General features: G+C 71.2%; 14 protein-coding genes. 8 read left to right on the top strand and 6 right to left on the bottom strand.

All coding sequences use genetic code 11. The features are described from left to right. Nucleotides 1-3: 3 nt before the first annotated feature. Nucleotides 4-732 (bottom strand): lysophospholipid acyltransferase family protein, encoded by a 729-nt coding sequence (locus tag ACGFZQ_RS33705; RefSeq protein WP_351712959.1) that lies wholly within the window; start codon nt 730-732, stop codon nt 4-6. 187 nt (nt 733-919) lie between these two features. Next, nucleotides 920-1,336, bottom strand: a complete 417-nt coding sequence (locus ACGFZQ_RS33700) for a DUF4395 domain-containing protein (protein WP_351712961.1) — start codon at nt 1,334-1,336, stop codon at nt 920-922. A gap of 106 nt (nt 1,337-1,442) precedes the next feature. On the opposite strand from ACGFZQ_RS33700, the gene ACGFZQ_RS33695 reads away from it, so the two are divergent. The 4 genes from ACGFZQ_RS33695 (at nt 1,443) to ACGFZQ_RS33680 (ending at nt 4,596) form a co-directional block, all read left to right on the top strand. Continuing rightward, nucleotides 1,443-1,856 (top strand): TlpA family protein disulfide reductase, encoded by a 414-nt coding sequence (locus ACGFZQ_RS33695; protein ID WP_393843520.1) that lies wholly within the window; start codon nt 1,443-1,445, stop codon nt 1,854-1,856. Nucleotides 1,857-2,064: 208 nt separating this feature from the next. Beyond that, nucleotides 2,065-2,574, top strand: coding sequence for a flavin reductase family protein (locus ACGFZQ_RS33690; protein WP_393843519.1), 510 nt, complete (start codon nt 2,065-2,067; stop codon nt 2,572-2,574). A gap of 218 nt (nt 2,575-2,792) precedes the next feature. Continuing rightward, nucleotides 2,793-3,581 carry an electron transfer flavoprotein subunit beta/FixA family protein gene (locus ACGFZQ_RS33685; RefSeq protein ID WP_351712967.1) on the top strand — a complete coding sequence of 263 codons (789 nt, stop codon included), beginning with the start codon at nt 2,793-2,795 and terminating at the stop codon, nt 3,579-3,581. Between the two features lie 52 nt (nt 3,582-3,633). Further along, nucleotides 3,634-4,596: an electron transfer flavoprotein subunit alpha/FixB family protein gene (locus ACGFZQ_RS33680; protein ID WP_384485421.1), complete on the top strand. Its 963-nt coding sequence runs from the start codon at nt 3,634-3,636 to the stop codon at nt 4,594-4,596. A gap of 59 nt (nt 4,597-4,655) precedes the next feature. Here ACGFZQ_RS33680 and ACGFZQ_RS33675 read toward each other — a convergent pair whose 3' ends face one another. Further along, nucleotides 4,656-5,606 carry an endonuclease/exonuclease/phosphatase family protein gene (locus tag ACGFZQ_RS33675; RefSeq protein ID WP_393843518.1) on the bottom strand — a complete coding sequence of 317 codons (951 nt, stop codon included), beginning with the start codon at nt 5,604-5,606 and terminating at the stop codon, nt 4,656-4,658. Between the two features lie 210 nt (nt 5,607-5,816). On the opposite strand from ACGFZQ_RS33675, the gene ACGFZQ_RS33670 reads away from it, so the two are divergent. Continuing rightward, the gene (locus tag ACGFZQ_RS33670; protein WP_393843517.1) at nt 5,817-7,121 is read left to right on the top strand and encodes a DUF6986 family protein; all 1,305 of its coding nucleotides are present in this window, start codon (nt 5,817-5,819) and stop codon (nt 7,119-7,121) included. A 56-nt stretch (nt 7,122-7,177) separates the two neighbouring features. Here ACGFZQ_RS33670 and ACGFZQ_RS33665 read toward each other — a convergent pair whose 3' ends face one another. Next, entirely contained in the window at nt 7,178-7,975 is a 798-nt protein-coding gene (locus tag ACGFZQ_RS33665; RefSeq protein ID WP_393843516.1) for a hypothetical protein, read from the bottom strand. An 8-nt stretch (nt 7,976-7,983) separates the two neighbouring features. Next, complete coding sequence (locus ACGFZQ_RS33660; RefSeq protein WP_393843657.1) at nt 7,984-9,033, bottom strand: LacI family DNA-binding transcriptional regulator; 1,050 nt, start codon at nt 9,031-9,033, stop codon at nt 7,984-7,986. Nucleotides 9,034-9,254: 221 nt separating this feature from the next. Here ACGFZQ_RS33660 and ACGFZQ_RS33655 point away from each other — a divergent pair, with 221 nt between their 5' ends. Beyond that, a complete protein-coding gene (locus tag ACGFZQ_RS33655; protein ID WP_393843515.1) occupies nt 9,255-10,211 on the top strand; it encodes an ROK family protein in 957 nt (318 codons plus the stop codon). A 111-nt stretch (nt 10,212-10,322) separates the two neighbouring features. On the opposite strand, the gene ACGFZQ_RS33650 is transcribed toward ACGFZQ_RS33655, so the two are convergent. Continuing rightward, nucleotides 10,323-12,338: an NPCBM/NEW2 domain-containing protein gene (locus ACGFZQ_RS33650; RefSeq protein WP_393843514.1), complete on the bottom strand. Its 2,016-nt coding sequence runs from the start codon at nt 12,336-12,338 to the stop codon at nt 10,323-10,325. Between the two features lie 505 nt (nt 12,339-12,843). Here ACGFZQ_RS33650 and ACGFZQ_RS33645 point away from each other — a divergent pair. Next, complete coding sequence (locus tag ACGFZQ_RS33645; protein ID WP_393843513.1) at nt 12,844-13,035, top strand: hypothetical protein; 192 nt, start codon at nt 12,844-12,846, stop codon at nt 13,033-13,035. A 145-nt stretch (nt 13,036-13,180) separates the two neighbouring features. Next, a complete protein-coding gene (locus ACGFZQ_RS33640) occupies nt 13,181-14,221 on the top strand; it encodes an NUDIX domain-containing protein (RefSeq protein ID WP_393843512.1) in 1,041 nt (346 codons plus the stop codon). The last annotated feature ends 12 nt before the right edge of the window (nt 14,222-14,233 follow it).

The raw sequence follows: 14,233 nt of genomic DNA, 5'->3' as shown, positions 1-14,233 counted from the left end.
GGCTCAGACCGCCTCGGCCGCCTTCAACTGCTCCTGCGTGGGCGCCGTACCGCCCAGATGGGTCGGGAGCCACCAGGTGTCCGCCGTGTCCTTCGGGCGGGCGGGGTAGGCGCGCTGGGCCGCGTCCAGCAGGTCCTGGACACGCTCGCGCAGGCGGCGGGTGATGGCGCCCGCGTACTGGTCGCGCGGGGCCTCGACCGGCTCGCCCACCCGGATGGTGATGGGGAGGTGGTTGCGCTTGAAGTTGCGCGGCTGGCCCTTGGTCCACAGGCGCTGTGTGCCCCACAGCGCCATCGGGATCAGCGGGACGCCGGCCTCCTGGGCCAGGCGCGCGGCGCCCGACTTGAAGCTCTTCAGCGTGAACGACTGGGAGATCGTGGCCTCCGGGAAGACCCCCACGATCTCACCGGACTTGAGCGAGTCCAGCGCGTGCTGGTACGCCGCCTCGCCCTGCTTGCGGTCCACCGGGATGTGCTTCATCCCGCGCATCAGCGGACCGGAGATCCGGTGCCGGAAGACCGAGTCCTTCGCCATGAAGCGCACCAGGCGCTTCTGCGGGATGGCGGCCAGTCCGTCGAAGACGAAGTCCAGGTAGCTGATGTGATTGCTCACCAGCACGGCGCCGCCCGAGCGCGGGATGTTCTCGGAACCCTGGCAGTCGATCTTGAGGTCCCAGACCTTGAACAGCGTCTTGGCGAAACCGATGACGGGACGGTAGACCAACTCGGCCATGGGCGGGGCGGACCCTTTCTGCTCTGCCTGGGAAAGGGGCTCCCGGCGGGAAAGTTACGGAGCCGTAGGTTTACGGCGTATCGCAGATCGTGCCCGAAGAACGGACGGGGAGCCAGCCCTGGTGCCCCGGAGTGGCGAGATCCTCGTCACGTCGGCCTATGATCCACCTCGGATTTTTAACCCGCCTTTACTCTGCGCGTACCGCCACTCGGCGGATGAGAAGGAACATCTCGCACCCCAGGCAGTATCCGAACGCCGCGTTCAGGAAGGCCGCGGCGAGCGCGATCCCGGTCGCCGCGAGCCCCAGCCAGCCGGGGCCCAACGCGAAGCCGACCAGACCGAGTCCCGCGAACACCAGTCCCACCGCCTGCGCGAATCGCGGGGGTTCCGGTGGTTCGAACTCCGTAGGGGGAGCGAGCCGGGGTCGTACCGCCGTCCGGAATGCCCAGCCGTACGGCGAACGGCTCACGCCCGCGGCTGCGCCGAGCGCGAACACCAGCGTCTGCCAGGCGAGGATCCAGGGGCTTCGGGTGATCAGCGCGGCGGCCAGTACGACCGTCGTCACGGCCGCCGCGAATCGCGGCCCACGTGCGTCGATGTCCATGAACCGAGGATTCCGCCCCGAAGGCCCCTAGGGGAGCCGGGAATCTTTGCAGTCTCGTGAACGCTTGCCCAAGTGGCGAGCGGCGTCGTGAAAGCTGGAGCCCGTGATGACCGGACTGATGGTGTGCGTGGCGGTGCTCGCGGCGGCGAGTGTCTACGGAGTGCTGCACAAGCGGCGGAGCGGGAGGGTACGAGTGCGCGGGCGGGACGACGGCAAGCTGCTCGGAGCGGCCGAACTCGGGGCCGAACTAGGCGGGCGCGCAACGCTGGTGCAGTTCTCCAGCGCCTTCTGCGCCCCCTGCCGGGCCACCCGGCGGGTGCTCGGCGAGGTCGCCGCGATGGTCCCCGGGGTCAGCCATGTAGAGATCGACGCCGAGGCCCGTCTGGACCTGGTGCGCGAACTGGAGATCCTCAAGACGCCCACCGTGCTGGTCCTCGACGCGGCCGGCCGGGTGGTGCGCCGGGCCACCGGACAGCCCCGGAAGGCGGACGTCATCGCCGCGCTGGGAGAGGCGGTCTGACGGACATGCCGATGACGGTGAGGCAGCTCCCATATCCCGGAACGTACTTGACTGGGCGTACCACCTATCGTCAGCCTGACCGTATGTCCCATGAACTCCTTCTCTTCGGGCGGGTCCACGTCGACCTGGCCCGCACCGCGAGCGCGCGCTGTCCGGGTCGCTGAACACCCCCGGACCCGAACGCCGCCTCCCCCAGAAGGAAAACTCCATGACGGCCACGCCCGACCTCGGCACCTCCCGGCTCGCCTCTGCCGACCTGCTCCGCTCCGCCTTCCGGCGGCACGCCGCCGGAGTCGCGGTGATCACCGCGCGCGGTGCCGGCGGCCCGGTCGGTTTCACCGCCACCTCCCTCACCTCCGTTTCCGCCGAGCCGCCGATGCTCTCCTTCGGCGTCGGCACGGGCGCCTCCAGCTGGCCCGCGATATCCACCGCCGAGCACATCGGCGTCCATATCCTCGGCGAGCACCAGGCCGAGCTCGCGGCCACCTTCGCGCGCAGCGGCGCCGACCGGTTCGGGGCGCCCACAGGTTGGCGCGAGGGCCATGCGGGAGTCCCGGTCCTCGACGACGTGCTGGTCTGGCTGGTGTGCCGGGTCGTCGCACGGGTACCGGCCGGCGATCATCGCATCGTGCTGGCCGAGGTGGTCGTCGGAGACCCCTCCCGCGCCGGCCGGCCGCTCCTGTACCACCAGGGTGGTTTCAACGGACTGCGCGATTGATCACGCACCCCTCGTCCTGCGGACGCGTCGGATTCCGGTTACGCTGCGTTGCGAAGGTCACAGTTCAAAGCGCTTGCTTAGCGGGAATGAACTGGGTGTACTGACGAGTAATATTCCGTTCGGAGCGCGCGGCCGCCCCGACCGGGATGAGCCGCTTGGGGCGCCTATGCTGCCTTCAAGAGGCAGCCCAGAAAAGACGATGCAGTAGGAGAGCCGGCGTGAGCCTGAGGATCGTTGTCACTGTGAAGTACGTGCCCGACGCCACTGGCGACCGGCACTTCGCCGATGACCTGACCGTCGACCGTGACGACGTGGACGGTCTGCTCTCCGAACTGGACGAGTACGCGGTCGAACAGGCGCTGCAGATCTCCGAGAACTCCGACGACGACGTCGAGGTCACCGTGCTGACCGTCGGTCCGGAGGACGCCAAGGACGCGCTGCGCAAGGCGCTGTCGATGGGTGCGGACAAGGCGATCCACGTCGAGGACGACGACCTGCACGGCAGCGACGTGATCGGCACCTCGCTGGTGCTGGCCAAGGCGATCGAGAAGGCCGGCTTCGACCTGGTGGTCTCCGGTATGGCCTCCACCGACGGCACCGCCGGTGTGGTCCCGGCCCTGCTGGCCGAGCGGCTGGGTGTCCCGCAGGTCACCCTGCTCTCCGAGGTCTCCGTTGAGGACGGTGTCGTGAAGGGCCGTCGTGACGGCGACGCCGCCAGCGAGCAGCTGGAGGCCTCCCTGCCGGCGGTCGTGTCCGTCACCGACCAGTCGGGTGAGGCGCGTTACCCGTCCTTCAAGGGCATCATGGCCGCGAAGAAGAAGCCGGTGGAGTCCTGGGACCTGTCCGACCTGGACATCGAGGCCGAGGAAGTCGGTCTGGAGGGTGCCTGGAGCGCGGTCGAGACCGCCACCGAGCGTCCGGCCCGCACGGCCGGCACGATCGTCAAGGACGAGGGCGAGGGCGGCAAGCAGCTCGCCGAGTTCCTCGCGGGCCAGAAGTTCATCTGAGCCCCGCAGTCGCCGACCGCCCCTCAACTGATCCAAGCAGGAGAGCATTCCCATGGCTGAAGTCCTCGTCTACGTCGACCACGTGGACGGTGCCGTCCGCAAGCCCACCCTGGAGCTTCTGACCCTGGCCCGCCGGATCGGCGAGCCCGTCGCCGTGGCCCTCGGCAACGGCGCCGCCGACACCGCCGCCGCCCTCGCCGAGCACGGCGCGGTGAAGGTCCTCACCCACGACGCGTCCGAGTACGCCGACTACCTGGTCGTGCCGAAGGTGGACGCGCTGCAGGCCGCCTACGACGCCGTGTCCCCGGCCGCCGTCCTGGTCCCCTCCTCCGCCGAGGGCAAGGAGATCGCCGCGCGTCTGGCGCTGCGCATCGGCTCGGGCATCATCACCGACGCCACCGACCTGGAGGCCGGCGACGAGGGCCCGGTGGCCACCCAGTCGGTGTTCGCCGCGTCCTTCACCACCAAGTCCCGCGTCTCCAAGGGCACCCCGGTCATCACGGTCAAGCCCAACAGCGCCGCCGTGGAGGCCGCCCCGGCCGCCGGTGCGGTCGAGGCCCTCGCGGTGACCTTCTCCGACAAGGCCACCGGCACCAAGGTGACCGGCCGGACCCCGCGTGAGTCGACCGGGCGTCCGGAGCTGACCGAGGCCGCGATCGTGGTCTCCGGCGGCCGCGGCGTCAACGGCGCCGAGAACTTCGCGATCATCGAGGCGCTCGCCGACTCCCTCGGCGCGGCCGTGGGCGCCTCGCGTGCCGCCGTCGACGCCGGCTGGTACCCGCACACCAACCAGGTCGGCCAGACCGGCAAGTCCGTCTCCCCGCAGCTGTACATCGCCAACGGCATCTCCGGCGCCATCCAGCACCGCGCGGGCATGCAGACCTCGAAGACGATCGTGGCGGTCAACAAGGACGCCGAGGCCCCGATCTTCGAACTGGTCGACTTCGGCGTGGTCGGCGACCTCTTCGACGTCGTCCCGCAGCTGACCGAGGAGATCAACACCCGCAAGGGCTGATCACCGCCAGGCTGTCCGAGGCCCCCGTGACCGACACCGGTCACGGGGGCCTCGTGGTGTCAGCGCAGGCTCACGGAGGCCTGCACGGGCAGATGGTCGCTGGGGAACTGGCCGTGCATCGAGAAGGTGTCGATCGTCGCCCGGTGCGTGGTCACACCCGGCGAGGCCAGGATCCAGTCGATACGGTCGCCGTCCTGCTTGAGCCGGTGGTAGCCGTGGAAGGTGCCGTACAGGGTGCCGCGCCGCTCGGCCGCCTCCCAGGTGTCCACGAGCCCCGAGTCCACCAGGGTGTCGTAGGCCGGGTTCTTGTGCGCGGCGGCGTTGAAGTCGCCGGTCACCACGACCGGCAGCGCGGGGTCGAACTCCGCGATCCGCTGGGTGAGCAGGGTCGCACTGCGCTCGCGGGCGTACTGGCTCTTCTGGTCGAAGTGGGTGTTGGCGACGTAGAACTCCCGGCCGTCGTCGGCGAGATCGCGGAAGCGGATCCAGGTGACGATGCGGGGGAAGGCGGCGTTCCAGGTGTTGGAGCGGATGACCTCCGGGGTGTCGGAGAGCCAGAAGGTGTAGTGCTCCAGAGGGGCCAGCCGCCGGATGTCGTAGTAGATCGCCGTGGACTCGTCCCGGCTGCCGCCCTGGCGGCCGGTGCCGATCCAGTCGTAGTGCGGTCCGAGGTCGGTGTCGATGTCGCGCAGCTGCTGGTAGAGGCCTTCCTGGGTGCCGATGACCTGGGGGTGCGCGCGGTGCAGCAGTTCGCGCATCACGGGCCGGCGGTCGGCCCAGCTGTTGGGCTCGGCGGTGCTGGCGTACCGCAGGTTGAAGGTCATGACGTTGAGCCGGGGCGCGCGCCGCGGCGGAGCCGAAGGAGCCGCCCGCCCGGCCCGCAGAGTGGCGGACGGCCTGGAGGAGGCGGACGAGGCGGAGATCGCGGCACTGGAGAGGGGCACGGTGACCGCCGCGGCCAGCAGGACCTTCAGTCCCAGGCGGCGGGTGACTCGGCGCTGGTTCGGCACGGGGGCTCCTTCGGTGGCGACGGCCGGACGAGGCGTGCGTAAGGCGAGTCCTGCGCAGAGAGTGTGCTACCCAGGTGTGAGTCGAGCGTGAACATGCCCAGTTGGGGGCGTGTCGCACGGTGGACATGGTGTTGACCATCCCGAAGGCACCCGGATAACTTCATTCAACGGATTGTTGATTCCGTACAGTGGAAAACAGGAGGGTGTGGGATGGGCCAGGGCCAGCAGCAGAAGGTGGCGACGAGTCTCGCGGGCGCCGTCAGCGAGGAGATCAGCGCTTCCCTCGCGCCGGTCGACGCCGAACTGGAGCGCCGCTACCCGGGCGACCCCGGCACTCGCCAGCCCGTCCACACCGTGTACGTCCCCGGCGACGCCTTCGCCGCGGACACCGTCCGCTCCTGGGGCGACCGGGCCCTCGCCGCCCTCGACGAACACGCCCCCGACGCCGCCTCCTTCGCCGCCGTCCTCGGCCTGTCCGACGAACTCGCCGAGCCCGTTCACTCCCGGGTCCGCGCCAAACTGGAGCGCGAGCCGATCGAGGACCTGCGCGTCGACTTCGAGGACGGCTACGGCCCCCGCCCCGACGCCGAGGAGGACGAGGCGGCGGCCCGGGCGGCGCGGCTGATCGCCGAGGCGTATGCCGAAGGGACGGCGGCGCCGTACATGGGCATCCGGATGAAGTGCATGGAGGCCGCGGTGCGCGACCGGGGCATCCGCACCCTCGACATCTTCCTCACCGGGCTGATGGCGGCCGGCGGGCTGCCCGGGGGCCTGGTGCTGACCCTGCCGAAGGTGACCTACCCCGAGCAGGTCACCGCGATGGCCCGGCTCCTGGAGGCCTTCGAGAAGGCGCACGGCCTGGAGGCGGGCCGGATCGGCTTCGAGATCCAGATCGAGACCAGCCAGTCCATCCTCGCCACCGACGGCACCGCCACCGTCGCCCGGATGATCCAGGCCGCCGAGGGCCGCGCCACCGGACTGCACTACGGCACCTTCGACTACAGCGCCTGCCTCGGCGTCTCCGCCGCCTACCAGGCCAGCGACCACCCGGCCGCCGACCACGCCAAGGCGGTCATGCAGGTCGCGGCCGCCGGTACCGGCGTACGCGTGTCGGACGGGTCCACCAACGTGCTGCCGGTCGGCCCCACCGCGAAGGTGCACGACGCCTGGCGGCTGCACTACGGACTCACCCGGCGCGCCCTGGCCCGCGCCTACTACCAGGGCTGGGACATGCACCCCGGCCACATCCCGACCCGGTACGCGGCCGTGTTCGCCTTCTACCGCGAGGGCTTCGAGCAGGCCGCCGCCCGGCTCGCCCGGTACGCCAACCGCGCCGGCGGTGACGTCATGGACGAGCCCGCCACCGCCAAGGCCCTCGGCGGGTATCTGCTGCGCGGCCTGGACTGCGGCGCCCTCGACATCGCCGAGGTGGCCCGGCTGACCGGGCTGACCCGCGCCGATCTGGAGGGGTTCGCGGCACCCCGGCGCGGCGATCTGACGGCCTCAGGCAAGTAGCGGCCGGCGTATCCGGGCCGCCGGGAGTCCACGGCAGGTGAACCAACGTCAGACGTCTAATTCAAGGGCGGCGACAACGGCGAGCCGGTCCCCGGACTTTCCGTCCGCCGAGCGCGGAGGTACCGCTCCAGGCCCGACGCGACCGCCCACTGCCGCTCGGCGAACAGCCGGGTGCCCCGCCGGCACAGGTCGGCGTCGGCCCGCGCACGGGCACAGAACTCCTCGGGCGTGGCACCGAACAGACTCCTCAACTCGCCTGATTCCGCGAGGAGTCCGGTGAGGAGGGCACGCTCGCCGGGGTGGCGGCGAGGGATGCCGGTGCCGTCGTGCAGGACGCCGTGCCGGTTGACGTAGGCGTGCACGCCGTTCAGTGTCGTGCCGTCCGCCAGGTCGACGCGTACGTCCGGGACGGGCAGCCAGGCCCGGCCGAAGTTGCCGCCCGGCAGCGGTACGCCCTCGCTCGCGTCGATCACCTCCAGCTGGTGCCGGTCCAGCCAGACGACGAACAACTCCCGTACCGTCGCGGGGGATCGGACCGGGGACGCCGAGACGTAGCCGAGCCGGCTGACGTGCGCGGAGACGCCCACGTCGAGCCCGGTCACCCGGGTGCGCACCATGGGGATCGGCCCGGACACCCCGGACTCGGCCATCTTGTGCTGGAGTTGGGCGGGAGAGGCGTTGGAGCCGACCGCGAGCACCGGTACCCGGCCGTCGTCGTGCACCAGCCGGTCCAGCGGCACCAGCCGGTCGCCGTCGAGGAGTCCGGAGTCCGCGGGCCAGATGCCGGGGTAGGTCAGCGGATGGTCGCGCGGTGCCTGGTCGAGGCCCAGTTCCGTGAGCGTACGGCCGGTCATGCCCGAGCTCACTCCGAAGGCGGCAGCTCGCCCGAGCCGCGGGTGACCAGCCGGGTCGGCAGCTCGATGCGCTCGGGTGCCAGGAGAGTTCCGTCCAGCTGACGGAAGAGCCGCTCGGCGGCCGTACGGCCGAGCAGGGCCGCGTCCTGGGCGACGACCGTGAGGCCCGGGTGCAGCAGATCGGCCAGCTCGATGTCGTCGAAGCCGACGAGCGCGACCGGGCGGGTCCGCTCGGCGAGGAGCCGGATCACGGTGACGGTCACCCGGTTGTTGCCCGTGAAGATCGCGGTGACCGGGGCGGGCCCGGACAGCATCTCCTCGGCGGCCCGGCGCACCCGCTCCGGGTCCGTCATGCCGAGGGAGGTCCACGCCGGCTCGACGGATATCCCGGCGTCCTCCATCGCGGCCCGGTAACCGCGCAGCCGCTCGGCCGCCGTGTGGATGCGGGGCATGTCGCCGATGAAGCCGATCCGCTGGTGGCCGTGGGCGATCAGATGGGCGACCCCGTCGCGGGCCCCGCCGTAGTTGTCGGACAGGACCACGTCGGCGTCGATCCTCCCGGCCGGGCGGTCCACGAACACCGTGGCCACGCCTGCTCTGATCTCCGGCTCCAGGTAGCGGTGGTCGTCCCCGGCCGGGATCACCACCAGACCGTCCACCCGCCGCGCGCACAGCGCGAGCGCCAACTCCTGCTCCCGGTCCGGGTCCTCGGCGCTGGACCCGTTGATCAGCAGCGCGCCATGGGCCCGGGCCACCTCCTCGACGGCACGGCTGAGCGGGCCGTAGAACGGGTCGGCGAGGTCCTCCAGGACGAGCCCGATGCTCGCGGTACGGCCCTTGCGCAGCACCCGCGCGCTGTCGTTGCGGCGGAAGCCGAGCGCGTCGATCGCCTCCTGGACCCGGCGCTCGGTGTCCGGGGTCACCCCGGGCTCGCCGTTGACCACCCGGGACACCGTCTTGAGACCGACACCGGCGCGCGCAGCCACGTCCTTCATCGTCGGCCGGGTCCCGTAACGGGAGCCGGGAAGACGGTCTGCGCGGCGGGAGGTCTCGGGCACGATGCGGCGTCCTGTCCTGTCGTCCACGGTGGGATTCCTGTTGTCCACGGGGGATGCACAGGTCCATGGGTTTGTATGAGGATGTGGCGTCGAGCATAGAGCCTGGACAACGTTGTCAGATGCGAGGGAGACTGTCCACCGCAATCTCCGGCCCGCGCCCCCACCGCTGGACGGCTGCCTTTCACTCGGTTACTCATGGTTGACGGGGAGATCTGACTCTGATGCACACCGACCTCGTGGCGGCCCTCGACATCGGCGGCACCAAGATCGCCGGCGCACTGGTGGACCGCCACGGACGGATCCAGGCGCGCGCCCAGCGCGCGACGCCCGCCCAGCAGGACGGCGAGACGGTCATGGGGGCCGTCGAGGAGGTGGTCGGCGAACTCGCCGCTTCACCCCTGTGGGGAAGGGCCGGCTCGCTCGGGATCGGCAGCGCGGGCCCGGTGGACGCCTCCGCCGGCACCGTGAGCCCGGTCAACGTGCCGGGCTGGCGGGACTTCCCGCTCGTGGAGCGGGTGCGCGCGGCCGCCGGCGGGCTGCCGGTCGAGCTGATCGGCGACGGCGTCGCCATCACGGCCGCCGAACACTGGCAGGGCGCGGCCCGCGGCCACGACAACGCGCTGTGCATGGTGGTGTCGACGGGTGTCGGCGGCGGCCTGGTGCTCGGCGGCAGGCTGCACCCCGGGCCGACCGGCAACGCGGGCCACATCGGGCACATCAGCGTCGACCTCGACGGGGACCCCTGCCCCTGCGGATCGCGCGGCTGCGTGGAACGCATCGCGAGCGGGCCCAACATCGCCCGGCGCGCGCTGGAGGGCGGCTGGCAGCCGGGTCCCGACGGCGACACCTCGGCGGCGGCGGTCGCGGCCGCGGCCCGGACCGGCGACCCGGTCGCGGTGGCGTCCTTCGAGCGGGCCGCGCAGGCGCTGGCGGCCGGGATCGCGGCCACCGCGACCCTGGTCGAGATCGACATCGCGGTGATCGGCGGCGGGGTGGGCAAGGCGGGGGACATCCTCTTCACGCCCCTGCGCAAGGCCCTCACCGACTACGCGACCCTCTCCTTCGTACAGCGCCTGACGGTCGTGCCGGCCCAGATGGGCACGGACGCGGGCCTGGTGGGCGCAGCGGCGGCCGCGCTGGCACAGATGGGCACGGACGCGACGGCGGCGGGGGTCTGAGGCAGCCGCGTGTTTGAGCAGTAACGTTCAGGCCCGGTCGGCCGGGGTTCAGGTCCGGCCGACCGGGCCGGTCGGGGAACGGCCGGTCGGGAACGTGCGACGCGCGGGACGTCAGCAGGTGATCCGCGCGTCCGCCCAGTCGCCGTGGTCGGAGGTGATGCCGTTCCCGCCGGCGGTGACGACGAGGCTGACCACCTCGGCGCCGGTGACGTCGGCGGTGAGCGGCTGGGCCGCCATGTCCGTGGTCAGTACGCCGGTCGAGGCGACCTTCGTGCCGTCCGCCCAGACCTCGAAGGAGACGCTCCCGGCGGCGCCTTCCTCGTCGTCCACGCCGACCTCGGCGGTGACCTTCTCGCACGCCTTGCCGGTGTAGTAGTCGACCTGGCTCTGGGCATGGGTGCCGAGCCCCTTGGCGTACACCACCCCGCCGACGGTGATCGGATGCCCGTCGCCCGCGGCGGTCTCCCCGTTGCTGGTGTCGCGCTCCACGGGTCCCCAGCCGTTGTCGGCCGACAGCCAGGGAAGGTCGCTGAGATAGGAGCTTCCGGCGGGCGGCGGGTCCGCGACGGTCATCGTGATCGTCATCGTGCTCTCGGCGCGCACTCCGGCCGGCGACCGGTAGCTCGCCCGGAGCCCGAGGTCGTAGGACCCCTTCGGTGTCCCGGCGGGAGCGGTCACCTTCCAGCCGGTGCGCAGGGCACGGCCCGTCGGCAGTGCCGCGGTCCTGGTCGGCGAGGTCGGGGTGACGGTCCAGCCGTGCGGGCCGGTGAGCGACACGGAGACCTTGCGGGCCGTCGTGCGGCCGAGGTCGGTGACGGACGTGGTGAGCGCGGCTGTGCTGCCCGGCTCGATGAACCGGCTTCCGTTCAGACCGAGTTCGACGGCCGGCGGGTTGGCCGCCCAGCGCCGGTCGGTGGCGACCCGGACCAGGACGGTGCCGTGCGCCGGGACGACCGCGGAGAGGGCGCCCGCGGTGTTGTAGCTCCGGTGCCGCCACAGGTCGCGCAGGGTGTAGGCGGGCGCGTTCGGGAGGCCGACCGCCTGTGCGGTGGTCGCGATGCGCTGGGGGGAGCCGGACTCGTTGAAGAGGGCGACCGCGCGGCTGCCGTCCTGCATCTCCTTGGCGACGACCCAGCGTCCGCCGGCCGAGGAGACCACCGTGCCCTGCTTGCCGAGCGGGTCCTGGTCGACGGCGATGACCTCCCTGTTGTCCAGGATGTCGAAGGTCGCCGGGGAGGCCTTGCGCAGGTCGGTGCCGATGAGCAGCGGGGCGGCCATCATCGACCACATCGAGAAGTGCGAGCGGTACTCGGTGTCGGTCATGCCGCCGTTGCCGACCTCCAGCATGTCCGGGTCGTTCCAGTGCCCGGGGCCCGCGTAGGGCGCGAGCGGCAGGTTCTGCTTCAGGATCGACACCATCGAGCCCCAGCTGTCGCTGATGTCCCCGGTGGTACGCCACAGCTGGCCCACGTCCGAAGCCCACTCCCAGGGCTTGTTCTCGCCCCATTCGCAGATGCTGTAGACGATGGGCCGCCCGGTCGCCTTCAGCGCGTCCCGCATGGTGAGGTAGCGCTGCTTGGCGTCGACGCCCTGGTTGTTGCAGTTGTCGTACTTGAGATAGTCGACACCCCAGTCGGCGAACTGCTGGGCGTCGCTGTACTCATGGCCGAGGGCGCCCGGGAAGCCCGCGTCGTTGCAGGTCTTGGTGCCCGCGCTGGTGTAGATGCCGAGCTTGAGGCCCTTGGCGTGCACGTAGTCGGCGACCGCCTTGATGCCGTGCGGGAACCGGGCCGGGTCCGGGACCAGCTTGCCGTCCGCGTCGCGGCTCGGCAGGGCCCAGCAGTCGTCGAGGTTGACGTACCGGTAGCCGGCGTCCTTCAGGCCCTTCGCCACGAAGAGGTCCGCGATGCCCTCGACCATCGCCTCGTCGAAGTCCGTGCCGCAGTGCGTGGAGTTCCAGTTGTTGAAGCCCATCGGCGGGGTGAGGGCGAGACCGTCGGCGGGGGCGGGCGAGCCGGATGACCCGCCGGCGGCCGCGGGTGCGGCGAGGCCCGCCGTACACAGCAGTGCCGCGGTCAGTGCTCCGACCACTCTTCGGCGGGTTGTGCGGGTGTGAGGGTGACGCATCGTTACGCTCCTCGACTCGCGAAAGGTGGGATGACGGGATGTGGGCGTCATCGGTGCGCGCTTATGGTAGGAGCTGTTGGGCTGTGTTGGAAGGGAAGCGGTGAAGGTTGCTCCGGGTTCACTATTGGCCTGGTTGCAAGGCTGGTTGGGGCCGAAGCGCTGTCCTGTCCGTTGGGTTGTGTTGATTGGCGACGCCGAGAGAGACTGTGGGATGTCTGGGTCCGACCTGTGGGGACCTGGCCCGGACATCCGATGTCCTGGCGCGACGATGGCGCAGGGCCGCACCGGGTGGAAGATCGGCTGCACGGGCGGGCGGGCGCGCCATGCCGGCGTCGGTCGGGGGCTGGTCATGGCGTACGGCTTTCTGTGCGGGCGGCGGTTCGGGCTTCCCGACGTCAGCCGCGCCGCGATCCTCCAGGCAGCCCGGTTTCCGTGCCGACGTGCCGCGTTGCTCCCCTCGTGGGTCCGCCCGTGACCCCGGGCCGCCCGCGCAGTTGAAACGGGCATGAAGAAGCGCAGCATGCTCGCCATCGCCACCCTGGCCACCGGATTCGTCGTGGCCGCCATCACCCCGTCGCACGCCGCCGACGACGGCCCGCTCGACGACCTGCACGTCTCGAACACTCTGGAGCACGTCGGCCATCTCGTGGGCGCGGACAGCTTCCAGACCGATCGGGATTTCCTGGGCCAGGAGTAGCCCGGCGGGGCTGGAGCGAACGACGGTGCCGGTGTTCCGCGAGGGAGCACCGGCACTCCGTTCTGCGCGCCCTCAACGGGAACTGGTTTCCGTGGCAGTGTGGAGCGGGCAAGCCTCAGGGGGCCAACAGAAGAGGGGGAAGTCCGTGATCGTCTGGGTCAACGGCGCGTTCGGTGCGGGCAAGAGCACCACCGCACGTGAACTGATCGAACTGATCCCGAACAGCACGCTCTTCGACCCCGAGATCATCGGCGGGGCACTGACACACCTGCTACCGGCCAAGCACCTCGCCGAGGTCGGCGACTTCCAGGACCTGCCGATCTGGCGACGACTGGTGATCGACACGGCGGCCGCCATGCTGGCCGAGCTGGGCGGGACCCTGGTGGTTCCCATGACGTTGCTGCGCCAGGAGTACCGCGACGAGATCTTCGGGGGCCTCGCCGCCCGCCGGATCACCGTCCGGCACCTGTGCCTCACCCCGGCCGAAACGATCCTGCGCGAGCGAATAGCCGGGCGGGAGATCCCGCCCGACCTGCCCGACGGCGAGATACGCGTCCGGCAGTGGTCGTACGAGCAGATCGAGCCCTACCGCGCCGCCCTCGCCTCCTGGATCGGCGCCGACGCCCATCTCGTCGACACCAGCGCCCTCACTCCGTACGAGACGGCCGTGTACATCGCCGACGCCGTCGGCACCGGCACCGCGCCCGTCTGCGCCATCGTGCAGACCCCGGAACCCACCGCCGAGACCCTCGCGGCCGGGGTGCTCCTCTTCGACGAGGCGGACCGCGTCCTGCTGGTCGACCCCACCTACAAGGCCGGCTGGGAGTTCCCCGGCGGTGTCGTCGAGCCCGGCGAGGCCCCTGCGCAGGCGGGCGTGCGTGAGGTCGAGGAGGAGACCGGGATCCGGCTGGAGAAGGTGCCGAGGCTGCTGGTCGTCGACTGGGAGCAGCCCGTACCGCCCCGCTACGGAGGCCTGCGGCTGCTCTTCGACGGCGGTCGGCTGGACTCCGCCGAGGCCGGACGGCTGGTACTGCCGGGACCCGAACTGCGCGGCTGGCGCTTCGTCACCGAACAGGAGGCCGCCGAGATGCTGCCCCCGGTGCGCTACGAACGGCTGCGCTGGGCGCTGCGGGCCCGCGAGCGCGGTGCCGCGCTCTATCTGGAGGCCGGCATCCCGGTCGGTTGACGTCCTCCGACC

The organism is Streptomyces sp. NPDC048254 (assembly GCF_043201895.1).
Taxonomy (GTDB): Bacteria; Actinomycetota; Actinomycetes; order Streptomycetales; family Streptomycetaceae; genus Streptomyces.
Note: the sequence above shows the minus strand (reverse complement) of the source record. Positions and strands in the feature narration are given on the sequence as shown.

Excerpts from the sequence above, each read along its gene's own strand:
- ACGFZQ_RS33705 (WP_351712959.1), bottom strand. The coding sequence starts at position 732 with ATGGCCGAGTTGGTCTACCGTCCCGTCATCGGTTTCGCCAAGACGCTG.
- ACGFZQ_RS33700 (WP_351712961.1), bottom strand. The coding sequence starts at position 1,336 with ATGGACATCGACGCACGTGGGCCGCGATTCGCGGCGGCCGTGACGACG.
- ACGFZQ_RS33695 (WP_393843520.1), top strand. The coding sequence starts at position 1,443 with ATGACCGGACTGATGGTGTGCGTGGCGGTGCTCGCGGCGGCGAGTGTC.
- ACGFZQ_RS33690 (WP_393843519.1), top strand. The coding sequence starts at position 2,065 with ATGACGGCCACGCCCGACCTCGGCACCTCCCGGCTCGCCTCTGCCGAC.
- ACGFZQ_RS33680 (WP_384485421.1), top strand. The coding sequence starts at position 3,634 with ATGGCTGAAGTCCTCGTCTACGTCGACCACGTGGACGGTGCCGTCCGC.
- ACGFZQ_RS33670 (WP_393843517.1), top strand. The coding sequence starts at position 5,817 with ATGGGCCAGGGCCAGCAGCAGAAGGTGGCGACGAGTCTCGCGGGCGCC.
- ACGFZQ_RS33665 (WP_393843516.1), bottom strand. The coding sequence starts at position 7,975 with ATGACCGGCCGTACGCTCACGGAACTGGGCCTCGACCAGGCACCGCGC.
- ACGFZQ_RS33655 (WP_393843515.1), top strand. The coding sequence starts at position 9,255 with ATGCACACCGACCTCGTGGCGGCCCTCGACATCGGCGGCACCAAGATC.
- ACGFZQ_RS33650 (WP_393843514.1), bottom strand. The coding sequence starts at position 12,338 with ATGCGTCACCCTCACACCCGCACAACCCGCCGAAGAGTGGTCGGAGCA.
- ACGFZQ_RS33645 (WP_393843513.1), top strand. The coding sequence starts at position 12,844 with ATGAAGAAGCGCAGCATGCTCGCCATCGCCACCCTGGCCACCGGATTC.